This is a genomic window from Gammaproteobacteria bacterium, from assembly GCA_029880545.1.
Lineage (GTDB): Bacteria > Pseudomonadota > Gammaproteobacteria > Acidiferrobacterales > SZUA-150 > JAOUOD01.
Window position 1 is genome coordinate 407499 of sequence record JAOUOD010000001.1, and the last position, 22455, is coordinate 429953.

A 22455-nucleotide genomic window follows, 5' to 3' on the forward strand; every position below is an offset into this window, starting at 1 on the left:
CCAGCGGGATGGAAAATCGCACCAATTGAGCGCACTGCGCTGTTTTGGCGCCCGAAGATGGTGCAAGAGCCTGTTTTTCACAAATGTTCGCCGGTTATTGCACGGAAAATTGTCAAGCTGATGGCCCGGTGAAACGTCTGATATGTGAACTGGTTCCTGTTTTGCTGGTGGGCGTGGCGGTACAAAGCAAGAAAAAGAAACGGAGCGACGAAAACAATGGATCGTGAATTTACTTACTATCGCAGTATGAATAACCACAGGCGCGCAATCATGACTTTGTCCCGGTGGCTCGATAAGGACGCCCAGTGGCTGTTGCGTGGTATCTATAATGCGCGTATGCACCGGGTGGCCAGGAAAATGGCCAATGCCGCCTGATTGCCCTGATGCCTGTCTGTAATACTGATCCCCGGTTGCCTGGAATGAAGACGGGGCGCTGAATTCGGCGCCCCGTAAAACCCGTCAACTAGCGGAATCCCCAACTGCTGTCGAGCAAGTGTTCCAGGCCTTCGTACTCTTCCAGGGACGCGCGTTGCAACAGTTTCCCGCCTTTATTAAACCGCTTCTGAAACGGACTGGTTTCCTTGAAGCTCGCAGGATCCAGCAAAGCCTCAATAATGCGTACCCGGTCTTGTGGCGTTATTCGTGGCCCTGCAGTGAAGCCCTGGTTAGCGAACCCCTTGGTCGTGTGGATCACGCGCATGTGCTTGTCCTTGTCCAGTTTCCCGAACAGTTTGTCGCGCATGACGCCGGCAGCGCACTTGCCCTGTGCGACTGATTGATAACCGTTCTGAAAACTGTTCACGGTTATAATGAGCGGTTGCCTTAGTGGTGTTTCGCGAAACGCATCATATACGGACAGTGTGGCGAGATTGGGTGGTGCCATGCCACAAACCGTGCGACCTCCAAGATCATTAATGTTTTTGATGCGCTTCTCATTTGATTTGGTAAAAACGCTGAATGACAATTTACCCGGTAGCACGACAAGAGGTTGGTGCTCAATGCGCTTGATACGCCAGGCGGCAAAGTGCGGACCATCAAATACCAGGTCATAAGCGCCGGCACGCATATCGGTCTGGTAGCTGAGCCAGTCACCAGGATGTTTGTATGCAACGGGTTTGCCCAATACCCTGGTAAGGTAACGTGCGATGGGCTCGTAGGTCTGACTTTCTTCTAATGCATTACCCCTGGGCGGTGCGGAAAAAACATATTGTTCTGACGCATGGGCAATGCTTGGCCCGAGCAACGCAAATATTGAATATAATAATGAAGCATATATCCAGATTATCTTCATTGTTGGCTCCTCTCGGTGGTGTGACTTGTTGTTTTATAGTTATGCTGATAGAAGTTTTGGTACACCTAAATCTAGTCTAGACACAAATTAATGATTTTCTATGCCTGTATAGACGCATGTTTGGCCGGGGTTTATTCCAAAATTGTTGATTAAGTCTTGCTGTAAAGGCAGCAATATTCTGACGATTGTCTGAATGTTGCCTTACATGCGGGTAGCTATCGTACCGGGGAAACTGGTTGGAACGTTATTTATAGGGATTATTTGTGTTTCTCTCGGAGCAAATGGGTCGGACCGTTTTTATGGCCCTGGATGCGCGAGCAACAACAATAAAACGATTTGTATAATAAATATCCGGTTATGTGTGGACCAGGTTTAATGCGACATAATCCCGGCGTGAGTATTTATTTCGAGTTGTACCTGTTGTGGATCACGAGAATTTTGCAGGACCAGCTGTTCCAGGTGCCGGAAGCTATCCACGTCAATCCGCTCGAAGCGGATCGCCAGGCCTTCTTCATCACGACGTACAGTTTTGCCGGTGGCGCGTATGCTTATTGTCGTCGGGTGACTGTTCAGTGCCAGTTCAAAGTCACAATCAGTATCAATTTCTATCGGTTCGTCAACTCCAAGCAGGGCGCCGCCCAGGCTGATGTTAACCGTATGTATGTCGCGAATAACCCGGCCTTTGGCTATAAGCTTGACGCCAAAAACCGGACTGACCCGGGTAAATTCTCTTTTATTCGGCATGGTATTGTTGCCTACAGTTCCATTGGTTCCAGTCCCATAGGCTGAGCCTGGGGCAGGTTGCCTTTATGGGTAATAACCGCTGTGCTTGCACATTCCGGTCTAAGGTATTTTTCGCCCACTCGTTGCAAATCCTTTAGCGTTACGCCAATAATTTTCTGGCGAAAGGCCTCACGCTGGTCATGGGTTCGGCCATGCAGGGCATTATGAAAAGTGCGCTTGGCGTCACCCGCCGGTGAGCCTGGCTTGTCGATATTGCTGATGACTCCAAGGATTGCTTCCTCGACCAGTCGCCACTCGTGATCCTTGCCCAGCAGCCAGTCAACGGAATGATCAAAGTCTTCAAGCGTTTCGGCGAGGCGAGGATCGCGATAGGAAAAGAAGCGGAAGCAGGCGTTATCGCTGTCCTGACCGGCACCACCACCGTAAGCGCCGCCCTGTTCCCGGATTGCCCGATGCAGGTAGCCGTTACGCAGGAAACCGCCCAGTACCGCCAAGGCCGCGCTGTCATCGTGACCAGCCGGGACCGTGACATAGGCGCGCGCACAAAAATTTACCTGGGTGCTGGTCAGCCACATTTGTCGAACAGCCCCGTTGCCTGCCTGGCAGTTGAACGAAGAGTCAATTTTCCGGCCAGTTTTTGCAGTCCATTGTTTCGTCAATGTTGCAATGTATTCATCTTGGTACTGGGCTTCGGCTATCAACAACATCTGGCCAGTCTGGTCCGTAATCGTTTGGTGCAGTCCTGACAACGAGGTGCAGAGCTCGGACAGCTTGTTGCTGTCGCCAAGATCGTCATCCAGTTTCTTTATGGAGCGTATGCCTTGCAGGCCGCGAAGCCTGTGCGCCAGTTGTGCACCCGGGCTCATGTTCTGGCAGGCGGCAGACATGGCGAGACCATGACCGTTACCGGTTACACTTTGTTCGGCACGTGCGCGTGACTGGTTGATGATTTCACGAATACGTTGTTGTTCATCAAACCGTGGCGCCTCAAGGGTTTCGCGCATCAACTCGGTGAGCGCGGCATGATTACGACTTAGAGCCTTGCCGGAGAAAATAAAATCGGCCCTGAGCCTGTCTGCCCTGTCTAACTGGCCACGAATATTGGTGCTGGCGGAGATGCCACCGGAAACCGTATCCTGCCATACCTGGGTTTGAAGGTAGTCGCGGTCACCAACACCAACCTCGGTCAGGCAGCGAAGATACACTGGCATTAATGGCAGCAGTGTTTCGGGTAATTCCGGCAAGTCTGCAATCCATTGCTGGTAAACGAGCCCGTTGGTGCCCTGGGCGGAAAAGTTCACCGGTACGGTATTGCCGGACCGGTTGAACTGGACAGAGTGAATATGTTCCGGGATATCCTCGATACCGACCTTCGGAAGAATCGAAGGATCATCTTCCATCTGCTGGCGTTGCTGTAATGCGTGGGCCAGGTCAACAATGCGTTTCTTTTCATCATTCTTCAGCGCGGACTTGATCTGTTCGAGCCGGAGTTTCTCGGCCAGTGATTTTTTCTCGGCAAGTAATGTGTCCGGACTCATGCACAATCGAACGCGATGACGATTGTTCAGTAACAGTTCCCTGACCATCTCCGGAATAAACTGCGGGTTCTTGATATCGTCATGCAGGCGCGCAAGAACCGGTTCGATATCCATCAGTGCCACCGGGTCACCGTGATGAACCGCGGCGGGCAAACCTTCGAGAATCAATTGCAACCCGTACGGATAGCCATCACCTCCAACTTCCCGTTGACCGAGTTCAAGTTGATGCAATACCGCGTCCACCTGCTGTTGATCAATACCGCGGGTTACTACATTGTTCAGTACATCCATAACCAGCGTTTCGACAGCATCGGCATTGGTTTCGGAGCTGCCTTCAAGACCGCAGACGAAACTCATTTCGTGATTGGAATCTTCGAGACCGCACAGCGGAGACGGCGCGCTGCCAAGTTCCGTGGTTTCAAGTGCATACCTGAGAGGTGATGCGCCATTATCCAGCAGAACACTGGAAAGCAGGTGTGCTTTCATCAGTTCATAAGGATCGGTATTGTTTCCCAGCAGCCAGCCGATAACGATATGAGTCTTGTCTCCCTGTGCATCGGTTTCGTCAAGTGCGTAATGGCTTTCGACCGTGACGGGTTTGTCAAAACGCTGTTCGTTGTTGACCCGGATTTGCCGGTCCAGGCGCTCAAAGCGCGATAGCGCCCGGTCTTCAAAAATACGATGGTGTTCATGGGCCGGGATGTCCCCGTAGGTCATGAAAACGGCATTGGTCGGATGGTAATGTACGTCGTAGAATGCTTTCAGTTCTTCGTATGACAGGTCCGGTATGTGTTCAGGATCGCCACCACTGTTGTAGTGATAGGTTGTGGTCGGAAACAGTTTTTCGGTCAGCGTTTGCCACAAGGTCGTGACCGGCGAACTCATGGCACCCTTCATCTCGTTAAACACCACGCCTTTGTACACCAGCGGTGTATCCGGATCGTTGACCGTTTCGAATTCCACCCGATGCCCTTCCTGGGCAAAATCAAGCTGGTCAAGGCGCGAGAAAAATACTGCGTCAAGATAGACATCCAGCAGGTTGAAGAAGTCCTTGCGGTTCTGGCTGGCAAACGGGTAGGCAGTCCAGTCACTGCTGGTGAAAGCGTTCATAAACGTATTGAGCGAGCGACGAATCATCATGAAAAATGGATCGCGAACCGGGAAGCGTTCGCTGCCACAAAGCGCCGTGTGCTCGAGTATGTGTGCGACCCCGGTCGAATCTGTCGGTACAGTTCGCAGTGCAACCAGAAAAACATTCTCGGGATTGTCCGCGGCGAGGTGGTAGTGACTGGCACCGGTTTTGCGGTGTCGATACTCCTCGACATCCAGGTTTAGCGCCTGGATGTGTTGTCGGCGAATAAATTCAAAGGCCGGGTGTCGAGACAGGGTGTCATCTTGGTTGCCGGCCTGCTGGTCAACCTGGGTTGCTGCGTGTGTCATGTTGCTCCATTCCGGGTTTGCCTGGGTTGGCGCAAGTGTAGCATTCACGCGGGCGCAACAAAGCCCACGCTTGCTGGTGGCTTGCGGATCACGGAAGTGCCGGACTTCACCCTTGAATTCGGTCACAGACAGGCGTTTAATGGGCGTGATCGGTATTTATTGACGGAACGCAATCATGTATATCGGACGCATTACCTGTGCAGCCGGCCATGATTTTGATTGTCGGCTTGAAGACCAGGTTGACTTGTTGTCAGGTACGCCGCCTGTCGGGCTTCCCCCTTGCCCGCATTGTCAATCCCGCGACATCCGGTCGTTCGTCGTGGTGCACCAGGTTCCCGAAGAATCCCCCGGTAGTGCACGACCCGAAATGGTAGACGATGATTATGCCGCCCAGTTACTGGGCTCACTGAAATTCCGTTCTTCAGGGTTGGTTGCTCCCGGCCCCCGAATAGTGACGCCATCTGACAATGAGCGAAAATGGGAAGCCCAGAAAATTGGTGTCCAGGCGGATTTTGACGTTAAGCCACCAGCATCGCGCTAGCACGGCTGGAGCCGATCTGGATATTAGGATTCTCTAATATTATACTCGGCGGCCGCGTTCCGGAGCATTTGCAATGACGATTCAGCAGTTTGAGGATTGGTCCCTCACCCTGGGCCTGTCTGCCCTCATTTTGTACATGCTTTATATAATCTACCGGCTCGGCAAGGAATCAGAGGCCGGGCGATTTGGCTATTTCGTATTGTTTTTTGCTCTCGGTCTCGGTTTTGTCGGTTTTGTAGCCAAGCATATCCTGGTGGAGTTTATGGGTCTTTGATCAGCTGCATGAACTGGTTGAAACAAAAAACGCCCCGTACGGGGCGTTTTTTGTTTAACTCCAGGCCAGGACTTAGCGATGGGCAGTACGGCGCTTGTCCAGTTCCATGACGTGCACGCGGTAGCTGGCAGTCTGGTGACCCTGGGAAGCGGCCAGGGAATACCACTTCATTGCTTCATTTGTATTCTGAACGACGCCTTCGCCCTTGTCATACATATTGCCAAGATGGAACTGGGCATTGGCATGGCCGCCTTCGGCCAGCGGACGCCAAATGGCCAGCGCACTGTCAGTTTTGCCGGATACGTAATAACGCAGCCCGTCTTCAAATCCGTCGGCGGCAAAAACAGGCGCGGTCACAAGCAACAGCACAGCTGCGCTGATAATTTTCCGTATGCTCATTGGTCTCTCCTTAAAATTCAGCTTCGTGCAGCGGGTCGGCATTGTTGCTCTGTACCCGAAAGTTCATGTCCTCGTCGGATGCGCAATTTATAGACGATCGTGTTGGCAGGCGTTGTGAACCGGTTCACATTCAGTCGAATTTGTCGGGTTACGGGTAAAAAATATGAGTCGGTTCACATATTGATGAGCTATAGCGGCGCGTTACGGCGTATCTTGTGAATTCCGTGCAGGTAATGTTTGCCGTTGGGGCTACGCGTACGGGATGCCGAGAACAGTACGTCGTCAACTCGGTGCCGGACAATTTTCAGTGCTTCACGAGTTCCCAGCAGGTTGGCACCGGCCAGGTCCAGGTTGCTGCCCAGGCTGTAAACTGCCGTAGCCGCCTCGATCCGGGCGCCGGAGACGGTGACGTTGGCGCTCCAGGTTTTCAGGCCAATATCGGATGCGGCGATGTTGCTGTTTTCTATATACAAGTGGCCGTTAATCATGTTGATACCAATATCGCTTCCGCTGATGATGCTGTTCCGAATCGTGACATGACTGTTGCGGATTTCGATGGACTCAACCGTGGCATTTTCGATTGTGACCTGCTTGCATCCGCGTATTATCATGTGCCTGAAATTCCCGGTATAGCGCACATTGGATTCTTTCGTGCACCGGGCCGGGCTGCTGTGGCTGACCGCATTCGCGTCTGCGCCGTGACTGTCACCCTGGCTGTCATCCAGGTAATCCAGTATCAGCCTGGCAACATCTTGCGGCTTGGTATTTATGGGTGCATGGCCGGCGTAATCGATTATCCGGAATCGACTTTGTGGCAGGTTATTGGCCAGCGTGTAACCGGTGCGCAAGGGCGCAACCTTGTCGTCGCGGCCCCAGATCACCAGGCTCGGTGCGCGCACCTGCTCCAGCGCTTCGCTGAAGTCCGTTGTGATCAGGGCGACGGCCGAGATTCGGCCCGGATCACCGTCCAGGTATTTTTGCCGTAAATCGGGTCGCGCCAGGATCCGCTGGAGTTCTTCCGGGGTCTTGCGGGTTTCAACTGCACCAATGAGCTTGCCGGTAACGGCATTAACGCCCCGGATAGCCGGTTTGATCAGCCCGCGCAAAAAACCGTCGCTATCGACTTTCGTCATGTACTTGGTGATCAGGGTGCGATGCAGGATTCCGGCAGCATCAATGACGACCAGTTTTTCCACCTGCTCCGGATATTTGCCGGCATGCAGTACCGAGATAGCGCCGCCCATGGAGTGGCCGATCAGGGTAACTGGCTGATCCGGGCTGTATTCCCGGATCAGCCAATCCAGCATTTGGCTGTAATAATCCGGTGAGTACTGCTTGTTGCCTTTTTCAGAGCGGCCAAAGCCGGGCAAATCCGGGACAACAAGGTGAAAGCGCCTGGCAAGCCGCGGTGCCAGCTTGGCCCAGTCCGCGGCACCGGCGTCTCCCAGGCCGTGGACCAGGATGGCTACGTTTTTGTTGTCGATGCCGTATTCGTCAACAAATATCTTGCTGCCAAAGACCGGCTCGGTCATTTGCCGTACCCGGTCGGCCGACCCGGAGCCGGCTGTGGACCAGGATGCCAGGCCGGCAAGGATGAGGGCTAGCAGCGCTTGGAGCAGCTGGATTTTGAATGGTTGGCGCATTAAGGATGAAACTTCCCGATTTTCGTTATTAAAATTGGTAATTGAGCCATTGATTGTGCCACAGTAATGCCCGTTTTCGGGCGAAGTGAGATACCATCCATCGAAATTTTTTGACGCATTAATGAGTCAATCTCATGGTTGCGCCAAACCCTTAAAGCGGCTAATTTTTTGGTAGCGACCAAGGGCAAAGGCAGCCAAGTCGTACCCAGGATTCACAAAAGCAGGATAGCCACAAATGGCAGTAAGTCGCCCGGTAACAGCATTACCACTGGATTATGAATTAAGCGAATACCGCATCCTGGATGTGCTCGGCCAGGGTGGGTTCGGTGTGACCTATATGGCCGAGGATACCCGCCTCGGCGCCATGGTGGCGATCAAGGAATATTTTCCGCAGGCGTTTTCATTTCGTGACGCCACCCAGACTATCAGCCCCAAGCCGGATACGACGGGCACGGCCTCGGACAATTACCAATGGGGCCTGGACGAATTCCTGAAGGAAGCCCGGGCACTGGCCAGGTTCAAGCACCCTCATATTGTTCGCGTACTGCGCTTCCTTGAGACCAATGGCACCGCCTACATGGTCATGGAGTATGAGGAGGGGGAGCCGTTATCCGGCCTGCTCAAGCGCACCGGTGGTTACCTGAATGAGCACAACCTGCTTAATGTATTTCTGCCCATTCTGAGCGGACTGCAGGCAGTGCACGATGCCGGTCTGCTGCATCTTGATATCAAGCCGGACAATATCTACCTGCGCAGCAATGGCCAGCCCATGCTGATAGATTTTGGCTCGGCGCGACAGACCAAGTCAGGCGGCAAGGACAATGAAAAAATTGCCCTGACGCCAGGCTACTCGGCTATTGAGCAATATCCCAACAGCCAGCAAATAGGTCCCTGGTCCGATGTCTACTCGGTAGGTGCGACTCTTTATCGATGCGTTGTTGGCCGTCAGCCGGTGGATTCCATGGAGCGTTACCGTGTTATTCACCAGCAGAAGGAAGACGACCCGCTGGCCCCGGCTACCAGTTTTGAAAGGCCGATATATTCAAAACATATTCGCGAAACCATCGACAGGGCCACCCGCCTGAATCCCAAGCATCGGCCGCAGTCCGCCAAGGAGCTGCAGAACAGCCTGATGGGGCAGCTCGTTGGCGCGCAAAAGGACGTCAAGAAGCCGTCTTATAATTTTCGCTCCGGCTTTGTCGGTGTCATCAAGACCGGTGTTCGCGAAGAAAAGCGTGAACGCGGTTTTTTCGAACGACTGTTCCTTGGCCTGCTCTCGGTATCGCTGATCGGCGCAGTGGCGCTATTTATGCTCATGCAGACTGGCGTGGTGACGGAAGCCCAGTTGCGTGAGGCGCATATCCTGGCAGCCAATGTGTTCGATGTTGGCAAAAATGTTTTTAATGACAAGTACGTACAAACCGAAGAAGAGCTGAAGCGGGCGTTACGTATTCGGGAATTCAAGGAAGAGCCGGTCGTAACGGATACCGGGCCGAAAGGACCGATTGTTCGAAAACGCCAGGCAAGCAGTTTTGAAAAAGCCAGGCAGGAAGTGCGCAGACTTGGTGGCCATGGCACGGTAACCAGCCGCCTGGTGTTTGCGCCCGACTCAACAGTGCTGGTCTCGGCTTCTGCAAATGGTGCGATCAATCTGTGGAATGTTGCCGATGGCGCAAAGTTGCAGTCTTTCCAGAACCCGGATGCCAATTCCGATGCTGTTGATTTGTCGGCAGATGGACGCTGGCTGGCACGCGCGGACCGGAACAATTCCATTGTCCTGTGGAGCCTTGAGGACAAGCGCGAAGCCCAGCGACTGGTGGCACATATTGCCCCGGTTACCAGGCTGATGTTTTCTCCTGATGCACGAATGCTGGCCTCCTATGACAACAGCGGCCAGTTGTTGTTGTGGAGCCTCAATGATTTCAGTATCAAGCAACGATATCCCATCTATGAGAACCAGGTAACGACCATGGATTTCGGTCCAAACTCCCAGTGGTTTGCTACCGGCGACAGTGGTGGCCAGATCACTTACTGGTCAATTACCGGGCGCAAGGTCGGCGCGGTCCAGGCGCATAACGAGGCGTTGACAGCAATCGCGTTCTCGCCGGCGTCCGATTGGCTGGTTTCTGCAGGCAAGAACGGGTTTCTTAAATTGTGGAGCCTGGCGACCAAGGTCAAGGACATCGAGGTCAAGAATGCACCAAGGGAGAGTACTGACGTTATGTATACGCCAGACGGTTCAGGATTCCTGTTAGCCAGTGATGCAGGTCTGCAATTATGGGACATGGCGTCCGCAAGGGTGGTGCATCAATATGGCAACTTGCCTGCTACGGCAGCGCTTGAGCTGTCCTATGACGGACGAAAGATGGCCGTGGCCGGCAAGGACGGCATCGTTCGCATCCTCCAGTAAGTTGTAGCGATGCGCGTCGGTAGGTGATGAATGCCTAGCGAGCCTGCAGGATACGGCGTTTGATTGTCAGAATTTCACGATCCAGCCCGAGCCTGAATCGCCGGTTGACATAGTCCAGGACCGGCATCACCCGCAAGATAATATTAAGTATATGTGCGTCAATGCGCCCGGGATTGGGGCTGCGCAGTATCATCAACGTCGTTTCCAGGTCCGGCATTTCTGATACTGCCGCGCGAACCGGTTCCGGCTCCCTCTCCTCGTATTCTTCCAGGTGATCGACGATGGTATTGAGCAATTGCTCCTTGCCGATTGGCTTGAGAATAAAATCATTGGCGCCACAAGCGTAGGCATTCTCGCGGGTAATATCGTCTTCCGCACCGGTTATGCAGATAACGGGCAGGTTCTGCATGCCTTCGTCATTGTCAGCGCGAATCTTGCAGATAAGCGAGTAGCCATCCATTTCCGGCATATCAATGTCGGTTACCAGCAGTTCGACGCGGCTGTTGAACTTTAATTGATTCCACGCGCTGACGCCGTTCTCGGCTTCGATAATCTCGAAGCGGTCGCCAAGCATTTTCAGAATGGTTTTTCGAATGACACGAGAATCATCCGCCAGCACGATTACCGGCTTGTCAGCCATAAATTCAGCATCCCGCATTTGTAATTGTTGATTTGACCAGGGTCCCGCCCTCTCTCCAGGCCCCTCGAGAACATAACATGCCAACGCGGGCATGTCTTTGGTTAGGATGTAAAAAGGGCCGCTGTCGCGGCCCGATCACTGCAGCGTGATGCGTGCCTAGTCCAGGGTTCTGACACCATCCTTGCCGCCAAGGATGAGTACGTCTGCAGGACGCATGGCGAACAGGCCGTTAGTAACGACGCCGACAATATTATTGAGACTTTCTTCGAGTTCGACCGGGTTCATGATCTGCATGTGATGCACATCAAGAATCACGTTGCCATTGTCGGTAGTAAAGCCGTCGCGAAGTACCGGTTCGCCACCAAGCTTGACGATTTCCCGGGCAACGTAACTACGGGCCATGGGGATAACCTCAACCGGCAGCGGAAACTTGCCAAGTACATCGACCAGCTTGGATTCGTCGGCGATGCAGACAAACTTTTCACTGGCAGCGGCAACAATTTTCTCGCGCGTCAATGCACCACCACCGCCCTTGATCAGGTGCAGGTGTTTGGTTGATTCGTCAGCACCATCCACATAAAGGCCGAGCCCGCCGGTATCGTTCAGGCTGAGTACGCGGATGCCATGGCTCTTCAGGCGTTCTTCCGAGGCAACGGAGCTGGCCACCGTGCCTTCAATCTTGCCCTTGATGCCGGCAAGTCCGTCGATAAAGTGGTTGGCGGTGGAGCCGGTGCCAATTCCGATAATGGCGCCGGATTCGACGTAGTCGAGAGCGGCCAGTGCCGCTGCTTTTTTCATTTCATCCTGGGTCATGGTCCTGCCTGTATGTTGACTGGTTACATGGGCGGCCAAGCATACCGCCAAACCGCAGTCATAACAAAGCCCCGGTGCAAAAACGGTGGTTTGTCTTTGCAGCCGGCTCTGTTAGATTCGCTCCATGAAAGACAAATACCTGAAACGCATACTGCAAGCCCGTGTCTACGACGTCGCCCGGGAGACCTCGCTGGAGCTGGCGCCGCAGCTGAGCAATCGCCTGGGTAACCAGGTGTGGCTCAAGCGCGAGGACGAGCAGCCGGTCTTTTCGTTCAAGCTTCGTGGCGCCTATAACAAGATGGCCGGGCTTGGCCGTGACCAGTTGAAAAAGGGCGTGGTCGCTGCCTCGGCCGGCAACCATGCCCAGGGCGTGGCGCTGGCCGCCGGGCGCTTGCGTACCCGCGCCACCATTGTCATGCCCAGGACCACGCCATCCATAAAGGTAGAGGCGGTTCGACGCCTGGGCGGCAAGGTGGTATTGCATGGCGACAACTATGACGCAGCCTATGAGCATGCTCGTGAACTGGAAACAAAACGTGGCCTGACCTTTATTCATCCCTTTGATGATCCCGAAGTTATTGCCGGCCAGGGCACTATTGCCATGGAAATGCTGAAGCAGTTTGGTGGTGACATAGAGGCAGTATTTGTCCCGGTTGGCGGCGGCGGACTCATTGCCGGTATTGCTGCCTATATCAAGGCCTTGCGGCCCGAGATCAAGGTGATTGGCGTTGAGCCTGAAGATGCCGACGCCATGTACCAGTCGCTGAAGCAGGGAAAACGCATTACGCTCGACCGAGTTGGTATTTTTGCCGATGGCGTTGCCGTTCGCCAGGTAGGCAAGGAAACGCTAAAGCTTTGCCAGGAGCTCGTTGATGATGTTGTCGTTGTATCCAATGACGAGATCTGCGCAGCTATCAAGGATGTGTTCGAGGATACGCGCACGTTGATGGAACCGGCCGGGGCATTATCTGTTGCCGGCATGAAAGCCTATATCAAGCAGCACAAGACCAGGAATGCCAACCTGGTCGCCGTTACGTCCGGTGCCAACGTGAATTTTGATCGGCTGCGTCACGTTGCCGAGCGCGCTGAAATCGGTGAGCGTCGCGAAGCCGTGCTGGCAGTGACCATCCCGGAGAAGCCCGGAAGCTTCAAGAAGTTTTGTTCACTGCTGGGCGGTCACGGTATTACCGAGTTCAATTACCGTTATGCGGATTCGAAACGGGCACACGTGTTTGCCGGCCTGCAGATTGCCGACGACAAGGAATTAAGGAGCGTGATGACCCGGTTACGCAAGCACGGTTACGAGATCATGGACCTGACCGATAACGAGATGGCCAAGCTTCATATTCGTTATATGGTCGGTGGTCGTGCTCCCCAGGCCGAGCATGAGATTGTCTATCGCTTCCAGTTTCCGGAGCGGCCCGGCGCCTTGTTGAACTTCCTGCGCAAAATGGGTGAGGGCTGGAATATCTCGTTGTTTCATTACCGCAATCATGGCGCGGACTACGGCCGCGTGCTGGTGGGCATGCAGGTGCCGCCGGCCGACAAGAAAAAATTCGACGAGTTTCTTCGTAATCTTGAATACAAGTATACGGAAGAAACTGATAACCCCGCCTATCAGCTGTTTCTCGCTGACTAACTGCCCCCGCTTTTGTCGGGGCCAGGTTAATTCAGCACAATAACTATTGCGATTTCCGGTAATAAATCCGGCTTCAGCAGGATAAAAAGAATTATAGGTAAAAGACCTGTTATTTTTGCATGCATCGACTATATATAGGAACGTGGGGTCAGGAATTGCATGGATACGCAAATGAGAATCGCTATCTGTATCAGCTGCGTTTTGATCGTGATGGCCGGTTGTGCCAGCACAAAGAAGGACGAGTTTGTTCCCGGTGATCGCTATGCCATCGCCGGCTTTTCAGTATCGCGTGATATCAGTCCTTCCGGCAAGCGTGCCCGTCGCCATGAAAACAAGGCCATGAATCAAAGCCGAATGCTTGTAGATCGGGCGCTGGATACAGGCCCTGTGGCCGATGTGCTGGCGGCGGAATTTCTGGGCGGCTTCGACCAGGGTGTAACCGGTGTGCGCATTCTTTCCGGAAGAGCCGTTACTTCGGCTGCTGCCTATCGCCGTGCGCTGTCGAAGGTATCGGTAACACCAGGATTTGAGCCGGTCAAGGGGTATGTCGACCTGTCAATTGTTGATACCGGCCACATGAAAGCCCTGGCAGACGAGCTGGCGGTAGACGGTGTAATGATGATCTACTGTGACCTGCACTATGCCGTGGAAGAAAATGAACCGGATCGATTGCAACCGCACATGGGCGTGCGGGTTGTTGTATATGACCGGTCGGGGCGCCTGGCCATGGATGCCGTGTATGAATATCGAAGTGCTCGATCGGTTTCAGTAAGCAGCCATGGCAGCCACTTGCTTGAGCTGAGACGCACCTTGTCCGGTTATGATGCGCGACTGGCCGGTATGCAGGTAGCCCGCAGTATCTGGCGCAAGCCCTGAGCCGGTATGTTACACTGCACTGCCATTCAGGTAGTGCCAATAAAACTGCTGTCGAGAGATCATTCACGTGGAAGAGTTATCCATCGGACTGTTTGTGCTTGCCATAATCATGGCTGTTGTGGCATTCGCCTATTCTTCCGTCGGTCTCGGTGGCGCCTCATCCTATACCGCGATTATGGTACTGGCCGGTATGTCCACCGTTGTTGTGCCAACTGTTTCACTGGTTATGAACCTGTTTGTTACCACTATCGGCGCTTTCAATTTTCTGCGCCATCGTCATGGCCGGTTTGACCTGATCGCGCCGTTCCTGGTGTCATCAATCCCGTTTTCCTATCTTGGTGGCAGCCTGGTGCTGCCACGCGTTGTATTTTACTGGCTGTTGCTGGCATCACTGTTGATCATTGCAGCGCGCATATACCTGTTCAGCAACCTGCGCATCCAGCTGCAGTTGACACGCAACGGCGAAATTACTGTTTCATTAATCCTCGGGGCGATACTCGGTTTCGTGGCCGGTGCCGTCGGAATCGGCGGCGGCGTTTACCTGGTGCCATTGATTATCCTGTTTGGTCTCGGCAGTGAAAAAGAAGCCGCTGCCTGTGGTGCAATTTTTATCTGGATGAATTCTCTGGCCGGACTTGCAGCGCGTTTGCAATACCAGAGTATTGATATCGTCGAATACTGGCCGCTGCTGGCAGCGACAGTTGTCGGCGGGTTTATTGGCTCGCATAGCGGTGCCAAAATATTTGCGCCGGAAACCATGCAGCGTATCCTGGGTGTGATAATACTGATAGCAATTGGCTTCCTGTTAAGGAAGCTGTTGTTCAATATGTGAGGTTACATGATTAGCTGGGATGAACGATACGGTGAAGCGGGATACGCCTACGGGACCGAGCCAAACAGTTTCCTGGCAGAACATGCCCGGCTGATTCCCTCTGGTGGTGCAGTATTGTGTCTGGCCGAAGGCGAGGGCCGTAACGCGGTGTGGCTGGGCGAACAGGGGTACAAGGTTACGGGTGTGGACAGTTCATCGGTAGGACTGAACAAGGCAAAAGCCCTCGCTGCCGAGCGTGGTGTCAGCATCGATACGGTATGCGCTGATCTTGCCGGGTATTCTGTTGAACCCACCAGTTGGGACGGTGTTGTATCGATATTTTGTCACGTAACACCACCGATTCGGCAACGGCTCCATGCCGAGGTGGTTGCCGGGCTGAAACCGGGTGGTGTATTGATCCTCGAGGCCTATCGGCCGAAGCAGCTTGAATATGGCACTGGTGGTCCGCCGGTAGCTGAATTAATGATGCAGCTCGATGTGGCCCGTGCAGAGCTGGATGGACTGGAGTGGGTGCATGCAGTGGAACTGGATCGACCTGTTGTTGAGGGCAAATACCACACCGGCATGGGCGCCGTGGTGCAGCTGATAGGGCGAAAATTGTAACATCGCCCGTTAATCAGCTGCCCGGCTACAATGCTATTCCTGATTCTTTTTCTTGCCGGTGTCCACAATCACTACCTTCTTGATAGTGATCGGCATTAACGGCACATCACCGTGCATGCCGTGTGTACCTGTCTGAACGGACTCGATCTTTTTCACCACATCCATGCCCTTGGTGACCTTGCCGAAAACAGCATAGCCCCAGCCGCGCATGGACATATCGCGATGGTTTAGTGATACGTTGTTGGCAGTATTGATGAAGAACTGGCTGGCAGCCGAGTGCGGGTCCATGGTGCGTGCCATGGCGATCGCACCAGGCTCATTCTTCAACCCGTTGTTGGCTTCATTGGTTATAGGCTCAAAGGTCGGCTGTTCTTTCATGTCGGCGGTCATGCCGCCACCCTGGATCATGAAGCCCTTGATGACCCGGTGAAAAACGGTGCCGTCAAATTTTTTGGCATTGGCATTACGGACAAAGTTATTTACCGTTATCGGTGCCTTGTCAGGGTAAAGCTCCAGGCTGATGGTCCCCATGCTGGTATGCATGTCGACATTAACTGGCGCCGGTTTCGCGGCCAGCACGGGCTGAACCAGGACAAGGCTTGATGCAAGCGCGATCAGGGTAGCAAGACGTTTCATGGCAAATCTCCGTTTTTGTGTTGGTACTACCTGGCCATCTTTGTGATGGCTTTCCATTCTTTCTCCGCAACCGGCATCACCGACAGGCGATTACCTTTCTGCACCAGCCGCATGTCAGCAAGTTGCGGGTTTTCCTTCAGCGACTGCAATGAAATCGTGGTGCTGAATTTTTCGACAAAGCGAACGTCCACCATGATCCAGCGTGGTTTATCCGGGTGGCTTTTTGGGTCGTAGTGCTTGTCATCGGGATCAAATGCGGTGTGGTCAACATGGCCTTCCTTGATGATTTCACAGATACCGACAATGCCGGGTACATCGCAGTTGGAGTGATAAAAGAAACCAAGATCACCGGTCTTCATGTCATCACGCATGAAATTGCGTGCCTGGTAATTGCGCACGCCGTCCCAGTGCTCACCCTTCTTGCCCCGCTTTTTCAGGTCATCAATACTGAACTCTTCGGGTTCCGATTTAAACAGCCAGTAATTCATGGCACAGCTCTTCAGTCTTCCTGTTGATGCATATAGTAATCATGGTGCGGGTAGAAACCGTACCAGTCCCTGATGTGATCATAGTCCGGCAGGGTTTCAAAATAGGTCCAGCTCAGGTTGTTTTTATAACGGCCGTTATCAACCATATCAACCCAGTAGCAACGCCCTTTGACAGGACAGTCATAGACGCGATCACTGGTCTCAAGTGTCTCCATATTGACACTGCCCGGGGAGAAGTACCAGTTTCCTTCTATGTGCCTGACGTTATCGCCATTGGCCTCGGCAATAACAAGCCCGTCCTTGCTGCGCAAGATGCGATGGGTGGTCATGACCCGGCCTTGTGTGGCGGTTCATTAAGGCGAATACGCTCGATGCGACGGGCGTGACCCGTGGTTTCGTCAATATCAACCAGTACGGCGCACAGGCTGGCCGCACCTTCAGCCACCTCGGCGCGCTCCGGCAATTTCTGGACAAAGCGTTTCAGGCTCTTGGTGTGGTTCATGCCTATTACCGAGTCGTAACAACCGGTCATGCCAACATCGGTAATGTAGGCGGTGCCGCCGGGCAGGATGCGCTCATCTGCCGTTGGTACATGGGTATGAGTTCCGACCACGGCGCTGACGCGTCCATCCATATACCAGCCCATGGCCATTTTTTCGCTGGTTACCTCTGCATGAAAGTCCAGCAGGATGACGTCAGCTTCGTCGGCATGCCTGGCCAGCGCTTCATCAACCGCGCGGAATGGGCAATCCAGTGACGGGTGCACAAACACCTGGCCCATGACATTGAGTACGCCGACGCGTATACCGGTTGCCGTGGTTGCCAGGTACCAGCCCTTTCCCGGCGTGCCTTCGGGATAGTTCCAGGGCCGCATCAGTCGCGGTTCACGCTCGATGTATTCCAGTGCTTCCCGCTTGTCCCAGGCATGGTTGCCATTGGTCAGCACATCAACGCCACCGTTGAGCAGCGCTTTTGCGGTTTTCTCGGTAACGCCAAACCCGGCCGCGGCATTCTCCGCATTGGCGATGACTATATCGATGACGTATTCGCGGCGCAGCGCAGGCAGGTCGTTTAATACTATGCGTCGGCCGGGTTTGCCGACGATGTCACCGATAAATAACAGGTTCATGGCGCGTCTTTATGAAATCGAATAATGTGTTGTTCGGTGATGATACCATCAAGTGGCACATCCCAGTGCTGACGCGGCAGTGATTCCACCTGCTGAAAACCGTGGGCAAGGCCGAACAGGCGTGGACGTTTCCAGTTTTTTCGTCTCAGCAGGTAGGCCAGCGCCCGGTCATAGAATCCGCCGCCCATCCCTAGGCGATTACCTTGGCGGTCGAAAGCAACCAGCGGCATCAGTACCAGGTCAAGATGCGTGGCACGCAGCCAGGTGGATCGTGGTACCACCGGTTCGGGAATACCAAACCGGTTTTCCCGGTACATGCTGTCAGGCTCCGCCGGCGCAAACCATAAATGCTCCCAGCCCAGGTGCGAGACGATCGGCAGGTATACCTGCTTGTTGCGCATCCAGGCCACATCAATGATGCGCCAGGGGTCAGCTTCGCCATCGGCGGCAATATAGGCAGCTACGGCCCTGGCGTTGCGGAATTCGTGAAGTGAGCGAGCGTGACGCGCGAGTTCAAGTGCGGCCTGGTTCTGGTCTGATGCCGCCAGTTGTCGACGGCGACGGCGCATGTCCTGACGCAGCTGTTTGAGATCCAGTGACATTCAATCCGGCTTTGTTGTTGAGAAAAATGGTCCGGTTTTGATTAGGTGCAATCAGTGACGCCCTCCGCCTGTGCCGTATCGGCCATTTGCCTTGAACCAAAGAGTTCAAGTTGAGGTCACCCAAGTTAGCGCTTCAGGCTTCCTGCTACGAGGCAGGCTTGCTCAACGGCGCCAGTGCTCCGGTTCCCAAAGGGTAGCTTATAGGTCCAAAGGGTATCCGGCACGATTACGTACACCGCAGAGGGCATCGGCTTCATTATCGCCGCTTTGGCCGACGCGCTGCAACCGCCGGAATTCTGATGGATTAATGAAACACGATGAACCGGATAAGTGGTTGAAGCGATGATGCTTTATGGGCAGGTATCGGAAATGTCGGGGAAATACAACAGGGCAGCTTGTCGCTGCCCTGTTGATAAATCGGTCGAAACCTAGAATGAGAAGGTGTAACTCAGGCCGATTGTGTCAGTGGTGCTGCTGGCATTGTCGTGTTGAAACTGCAGCACGTCAAAGCGCAGCTGGCCGCCGCCAAAATCCAGGCCGGCGGAAACGCCATAGGCCGAGACACTCTTGCCTTCGCGCACATCAGTTGTGGTCGAGATGCCCGTGGCCTGTTCGGTAACAACGTATTCACCGACTACTTCCCGGTTACCGCCACCGGCCCGCGCCTGGACAAAAAAGCTGCTGGTAAACGGGTAGCGAAAAGCAACGAACGCTCCCTGCATGTTTTCCTTCCAGGTGGATGAATAGGTGAAGCCGCCACCGCTGGAGTCACTGGAGAGCTCGGTCAGGCCCCAGGTAAAATCCACTTCAATAGCTACGGTACCGCCAGCAAGGTTGACCGGTATGCCGGCATTTTTGCCAAACAGGTTGTAGCCGGCGATAAAACCGGCGCCCAGTCCCTGGCTGGCGCAATCGCCACTGACACCGCCCGGGCAGGCTACGTCCACGGACATTATGCCGAGTTTTGGTCCAACGTAGGTTACACCTGCGGCGTTGGCGGCAGGTCCGGACAAAAGCAGTAACGCAAGAAGCATCGGCGCGGCAAGGCGCGCATGGTGATTGATAACAGTCATTATGTCTCCCGTGGTTTTTTGTTTAATTTATGGTGCCCGGGCGGGCAATTGTGCAGTTGATCAACCAAAGCATAGTAGTTGATCGCAGGGGATCAAGAAAAAATGGAATTGTTTGCCCGGTTCGACGAAAACCGTGAGACAAATACGGGTTAGCGGTTACGCCGGTTACTGATGCAGGGCCAGTTCAATTTTTTCCTGGATGCTGCGCAGGCGTTCGCTGGCCATGCTGGACATGCCACCACTTTGGAGTTCCAGCAATTCGTTGGCCATGTTCAGTGCCGCCATGATGGCACAACGCTCGGTACCGATGACACGACCGCTTTTCTGGATTTCACGCATGCGTTGGTCAAGCATTTGTGCCGCCGCGGTCAGCGACTGGCGTTCCTCGTCGGGGCAGGCCACCATAAACTGTTTTCCAAGCAGGGTGACATTGATGCCGGGGTTTGCTGATTTCATGGTGTGTGCTTGTCCAGGTCTGTGTGCCAGGTTGTTGTCAAAATAAATCGTTGTTATGTATCGCTATCGCACGCTTTTGGTATTGCCCTGCGGGTGTCGGCCTAGTCACTGCGATCAAGCGCCTTGAGCCGTTCGATCATTGATTCCAGTCGCGCACGCGCAATCCGGGTCTTTTCCATCAGCTCCTGATGTTGCTTGGAAATGCTGTCTTTTTCAACCAGCAGCGAGGAATTCTGGTTTTTCAGATTCTGACAGGCGTCGATCAATGCATCGACCTTGGCCTCCAGATTTTTTAGATCATTTTCTGACACTTACGCAGCCCCAATCTCCCTGTGTACGGAAATAGTAGGTTGCCGCGTCGATTGGGTCAAATGCCGGCCGTCAAGAATTTCCGGGATCATGCTACCATCGGTCGGGTTATGTGTGTGGCAACGCCTGAAAGGCAGTAAATACAGGAGATTTCAATGGAACAAGGCTTGCAGGTACCTGGTTATGGCGAGCTGAACCAGGCGCTGATGGATGCCGGGATCACGACACCGGCATCGGAAGCGCAAGGCCTTATTTGCGGGGTATTGTGCGCGGCCTCGACCGAGGCAGCGGGTTCCGGCTGGGTACCGATACTGCTGGCGGACCACGCCGGCGAGGAGGGCGAGGCGATTAAAACCGCGACCCGTATGCTGATCGCTATCCACCAGCAACTTATTATATGCATGCAGGACAAGGACTTTGCCCTGCGACTGGTACTGCCGGATGAAGAGCAGCCGGTGGCGATGCGCCTGGATGCTCTCGCCGAATGGTGCAGCGGGTTCCTCATGGGGCTGGTCGCCGGCGGAGCCGGTGATATCGCCAGGCTGCCGCCGGACTCGGCAGAGATTGCCCGGGACATGCTGAAAATCACCGAGGTTGTGGCGGCCGAAGAGGCCGGCGAAGATGACGAAGAAAGCCTGATGCAACTTGAGGAATACGTGCGCCTGGGCGCGCTCGCCATTTATGATGAGTTGCATCCACAAAGCGAAGCTGGTGATAATGCCGACGATTCCGATGTCGCACCCGATAACAACAACGAGATACTGCATTGACCATGAAGCCCGAAGTATTTGCCCGCCGCCGCCGCGAACTCATTGAACACATGGGTTCAGGTGTTGCCATTATTCCCACTTCACCGGAGCGTGTACGCAATCGCGATGTGCACTACCGCTACCGCCCGGACAGTGACTTTTTCTACCTGACCGGATTTTCCGAGCCGGAAGCCGTGGCCGTGATCGTGCCCGGGCGTGAACATGGCGAATACATCCTGTTTTGCCGCGAGCGCAACAAGGAAAAGGAAATCTGGGATGGCTACCGTGCCGGACAAGAGGGTGCCGTCGAGCAATACGGCGCCGATGATTCCTTTCCGATAGATGACATTGACGAGATTTTGCCGGGTCTGCTGGAAAACCGTGACAAGGTTTATTACAGCATGGGCCGCAACCCGGATTTTGATCAGCAGCTGATGGGCTGGGTCAACGAAGTGCGCACCAAGGCTCGTAACGGTGTGCATGCGCCGGGCGAGTTCGTTAACCTGGATTACATGTTGCATGAAATGCGCCTGATCAAGCGGCCGGAAGAAATCAAGGCCATGCGCAAGGCAGCGAGCATTTCCGCCCATGCCCATATGCGCGCCATGCAGATATGCAAGCCGGGCATGTACGAATACGAAGTCGAAGCCGAGTTCCTGCACGAGTTTCGTCGGCACGGCAGTGGCTATACGGCCTATCCGCCGATAGTAGGCGGTGGCGCCAACGCCTGCATCCTGCACTACATCGAGAACAATGAAAAACTGCGTGACGGTGACCTGTTGCTGATTGATGCCGGCGCCGAGTATGACTATTACGCGGCTGACATTACCCGCACGTTCCCGGTGAATGGCAAGTTCAGCGGTGAGCAAAAAGCCATCTACGAACTGGTACTGGCAGCGCAGCATGCAGCCATTGCCGAGGTCAAGCCGGGCAATCACTGGAATGAGCCGCACGAGAAAGCCGTGCATGTGCTGGCTGACGGCTTGCGTGAACTGGGCCTGTTGAACGGCAGTACCGACCAGCTTATCGAGGAAGGCCACTACAAGAAGTTTTACATGCATCGCACCGGTCACTGGCTGGGCATGGATGTGCACGATGTGGGTGATTACAAGATTGATGATGTCTGGCGCGAGCTGGAACCGGGCATGGTGCTGACTATTGAGCCGGGCCTTTACATCGCTGCCGGCGATACCAGTGTTGACGAGCGCTGGTGGAACATTGGTGTGCGCATTGAGGATGATGTGCTGGTCACAAAGGATGGCTGTGAAGTCATGACCAGTGAGGTGCCCAAGGAAGTCGATGAAATCGAAACCCTGATGAAATCCTGATC

Annotated in this window: 25 protein-coding genes and 1 other RNA gene; 10 read left to right on the forward strand and 16 right to left on the reverse strand. The window is 54.1% G+C overall.

The window, feature by feature from the left end; genetic code table 11:
* Nucleotides 1-216 precede the first annotated feature (216 nt).
* On the forward strand, nt 217-375 hold the full coding sequence (locus OEZ10_01860) for a hypothetical protein (protein ID MDH5631719.1): 159 nt from the start codon (nt 217-219) through the stop codon (nt 373-375).
* A gap of 88 nt (nt 376-463) precedes the next feature.
* Here OEZ10_01860 and OEZ10_01865 read toward each other — a convergent pair whose 3' ends face one another.
* The 3 genes from OEZ10_01865 to OEZ10_01875 all read right to left on the reverse strand — a co-directional run bounded on the left by OEZ10_01865 (nt 464) and on the right by OEZ10_01875 (nt 5013).
* Nucleotides 464-1291: a phosphate/phosphite/phosphonate ABC transporter substrate-binding protein gene (locus OEZ10_01865; GenBank protein MDH5631720.1), complete on the reverse strand. Its 828-nt coding sequence runs from the start codon at nt 1289-1291 to the stop codon at nt 464-466.
* Nucleotides 1292-1663: 372 nt separating this feature from the next.
* Nucleotides 1664-2035 (reverse strand): PilZ domain-containing protein, encoded by a 372-nt coding sequence (locus tag OEZ10_01870; GenBank protein MDH5631721.1) that lies wholly within the window; start codon nt 2033-2035, stop codon nt 1664-1666.
* Nucleotides 2036-2046: 11 nt separating this feature from the next.
* Nucleotides 2047-5013, reverse strand: a complete 2967-nt coding sequence (locus OEZ10_01875; GenBank protein ID MDH5631722.1) for an insulinase family protein — start codon at nt 5011-5013, stop codon at nt 2047-2049.
* Nucleotides 5014-5188: 175 nt separating this feature from the next.
* Here OEZ10_01875 and OEZ10_01880 point away from each other — a divergent pair, with 175 nt between their 5' ends.
* Both OEZ10_01880 and OEZ10_01885 read left to right on the forward strand, forming a co-directional pair.
* Complete coding sequence (locus OEZ10_01880; protein MDH5631723.1) at nt 5189-5554, forward strand: hypothetical protein; 366 nt, start codon at nt 5189-5191, stop codon at nt 5552-5554.
* 73 nt (nt 5555-5627) lie between these two features.
* A complete protein-coding gene (locus OEZ10_01885; GenBank protein ID MDH5631724.1) occupies nt 5628-5828 on the forward strand; it encodes a DUF2788 domain-containing protein in 201 nt (66 codons plus the stop codon).
* A gap of 72 nt (nt 5829-5900) precedes the next feature.
* Here OEZ10_01885 and OEZ10_01890 read toward each other — a convergent pair whose 3' ends face one another.
* Together OEZ10_01890 and OEZ10_01895 are read right to left on the reverse strand one after the other, a co-directional pair.
* Entirely contained in the window at nt 5901-6227 is a 327-nt protein-coding gene (locus OEZ10_01890) for a sel1 repeat family protein (GenBank protein MDH5631725.1), read from the reverse strand.
* A 188-nt stretch (nt 6228-6415) separates the two neighbouring features.
* Nucleotides 6416-7759: an alpha/beta hydrolase gene (locus OEZ10_01895; GenBank protein MDH5631726.1), complete on the reverse strand. Its 1344-nt coding sequence runs from the start codon at nt 7757-7759 to the stop codon at nt 6416-6418.
* A 346-nt stretch (nt 7760-8105) separates the two neighbouring features.
* Here OEZ10_01895 and OEZ10_01900 point away from each other — a divergent pair, with 346 nt between their 5' ends.
* Nucleotides 8106-10280 carry a serine/threonine protein kinase gene (locus OEZ10_01900; GenBank protein MDH5631727.1) on the forward strand — a complete coding sequence of 725 codons (2175 nt, stop codon included), beginning with the start codon at nt 8106-8108 and terminating at the stop codon, nt 10278-10280.
* A gap of 34 nt (nt 10281-10314) precedes the next feature.
* On the opposite strand, the gene OEZ10_01905 is transcribed toward OEZ10_01900, so the two are convergent.
* The gene (locus OEZ10_01905) at nt 10315-10920 is read right to left on the reverse strand and encodes a response regulator (protein ID MDH5631728.1); all 606 of its coding nucleotides are present in this window, start codon (nt 10918-10920) and stop codon (nt 10315-10317) included.
* A gap of 156 nt (nt 10921-11076) precedes the next feature.
* Nucleotides 11077-11733, reverse strand: coding sequence for a ribose-5-phosphate isomerase RpiA (rpiA, locus tag OEZ10_01910; GenBank protein MDH5631729.1), 657 nt, complete (start codon nt 11731-11733; stop codon nt 11077-11079).
* A gap of 124 nt (nt 11734-11857) precedes the next feature.
* Between rpiA and ilvA the strand changes: the two genes are divergently transcribed.
* The 4 genes from ilvA (at nt 11858) to OEZ10_01930 (ending at nt 15683) form a co-directional block, all read left to right on the forward strand.
* Nucleotides 11858-13372 (forward strand): threonine ammonia-lyase, biosynthetic, encoded by a 1515-nt coding sequence (gene ilvA, locus OEZ10_01915; GenBank protein MDH5631730.1) that lies wholly within the window; start codon nt 11858-11860, stop codon nt 13370-13372.
* Nucleotides 13373-13543: 171 nt separating this feature from the next.
* Nucleotides 13544-14248, forward strand: a complete 705-nt coding sequence (locus OEZ10_01920) for a hypothetical protein (protein ID MDH5631731.1) — start codon at nt 13544-13546, stop codon at nt 14246-14248.
* 67 nt (nt 14249-14315) lie between these two features.
* On the forward strand, nt 14316-15080 hold the full coding sequence (locus tag OEZ10_01925) for a sulfite exporter TauE/SafE family protein (GenBank protein ID MDH5631732.1): 765 nt from the start codon (nt 14316-14318) through the stop codon (nt 15078-15080).
* Nucleotides 15081-15086: 6 nt separating this feature from the next.
* Nucleotides 15087-15683, forward strand: a complete 597-nt coding sequence (locus OEZ10_01930) for a class I SAM-dependent methyltransferase (GenBank protein ID MDH5631733.1) — start codon at nt 15087-15089, stop codon at nt 15681-15683.
* Nucleotides 15684-15716: 33 nt separating this feature from the next.
* Here the strand turns inward: OEZ10_01930 and OEZ10_01935 are convergent, their stop codons facing one another.
* The 9 genes from OEZ10_01935 to OEZ10_01975 all read right to left on the reverse strand — a co-directional run bounded on the left by OEZ10_01935 (nt 15717) and on the right by OEZ10_01975 (nt 20378).
* Nucleotides 15717-16226, reverse strand: a complete 510-nt coding sequence (locus tag OEZ10_01935) for a peptidylprolyl isomerase (GenBank protein ID MDH5631734.1) — start codon at nt 16224-16226, stop codon at nt 15717-15719.
* Nucleotides 16227-16345: 119 nt separating this feature from the next.
* Nucleotides 16346-16807 (reverse strand): EVE domain-containing protein, encoded by a 462-nt coding sequence (locus OEZ10_01940; protein ID MDH5631735.1) that lies wholly within the window; start codon nt 16805-16807, stop codon nt 16346-16348.
* 11 nt (nt 16808-16818) lie between these two features.
* Complete coding sequence (locus OEZ10_01945; protein ID MDH5631736.1) at nt 16819-17136, reverse strand: DUF427 domain-containing protein; 318 nt, start codon at nt 17134-17136, stop codon at nt 16819-16821.
* The gene (locus tag OEZ10_01950) at nt 17133-17936 is read right to left on the reverse strand and encodes a TIGR00282 family metallophosphoesterase (protein MDH5631737.1); all 804 of its coding nucleotides are present in this window, start codon (nt 17934-17936) and stop codon (nt 17133-17135) included. Before OEZ10_01950 ends, OEZ10_01945 begins: the two co-directional genes overlap by 4 nt.
* Nucleotides 17933-18538 (reverse strand): 5-formyltetrahydrofolate cyclo-ligase, encoded by a 606-nt coding sequence (locus OEZ10_01955; GenBank protein MDH5631738.1) that lies wholly within the window; start codon nt 18536-18538, stop codon nt 17933-17935. Before OEZ10_01955 ends, OEZ10_01950 begins: the two co-directional genes overlap by 4 nt.
* Nucleotides 18539-18595: 57 nt before the next feature.
* Nucleotides 18596-18785: non-coding RNA, 6S RNA (gene ssrS, locus OEZ10_01960), on the reverse strand.
* A 181-nt stretch (nt 18786-18966) separates the two neighbouring features.
* Nucleotides 18967-19611, reverse strand: coding sequence for a hypothetical protein (locus OEZ10_01965; GenBank protein MDH5631739.1), 645 nt, complete (start codon nt 19609-19611; stop codon nt 18967-18969).
* A gap of 165 nt (nt 19612-19776) precedes the next feature.
* Complete coding sequence (locus tag OEZ10_01970) at nt 19777-20067, reverse strand: cell division protein ZapA (GenBank protein MDH5631740.1); 291 nt, start codon at nt 20065-20067, stop codon at nt 19777-19779.
* Nucleotides 20068-20168: 101 nt separating this feature from the next.
* Nucleotides 20169-20378 carry a TIGR02449 family protein gene (locus OEZ10_01975; protein ID MDH5631741.1) on the reverse strand — a complete coding sequence of 70 codons (210 nt, stop codon included), beginning with the start codon at nt 20376-20378 and terminating at the stop codon, nt 20169-20171.
* 153 nt (nt 20379-20531) lie between these two features.
* On the opposite strand from OEZ10_01975, the gene OEZ10_01980 reads away from it, so the two are divergent.
* Both OEZ10_01980 and pepP read left to right on the forward strand, forming a co-directional pair.
* Nucleotides 20532-21146, forward strand: a complete 615-nt coding sequence (locus OEZ10_01980) for a UPF0149 family protein (GenBank protein MDH5631742.1) — start codon at nt 20532-20534, stop codon at nt 21144-21146.
* A gap of 2 nt (nt 21147-21148) precedes the next feature.
* Nucleotides 21149-22453 (forward strand): Xaa-Pro aminopeptidase, encoded by a 1305-nt coding sequence (gene pepP, locus OEZ10_01985; GenBank protein MDH5631743.1) that lies wholly within the window; start codon nt 21149-21151, stop codon nt 22451-22453.
* Nucleotides 22454-22455 lie beyond the last annotated feature (2 nt).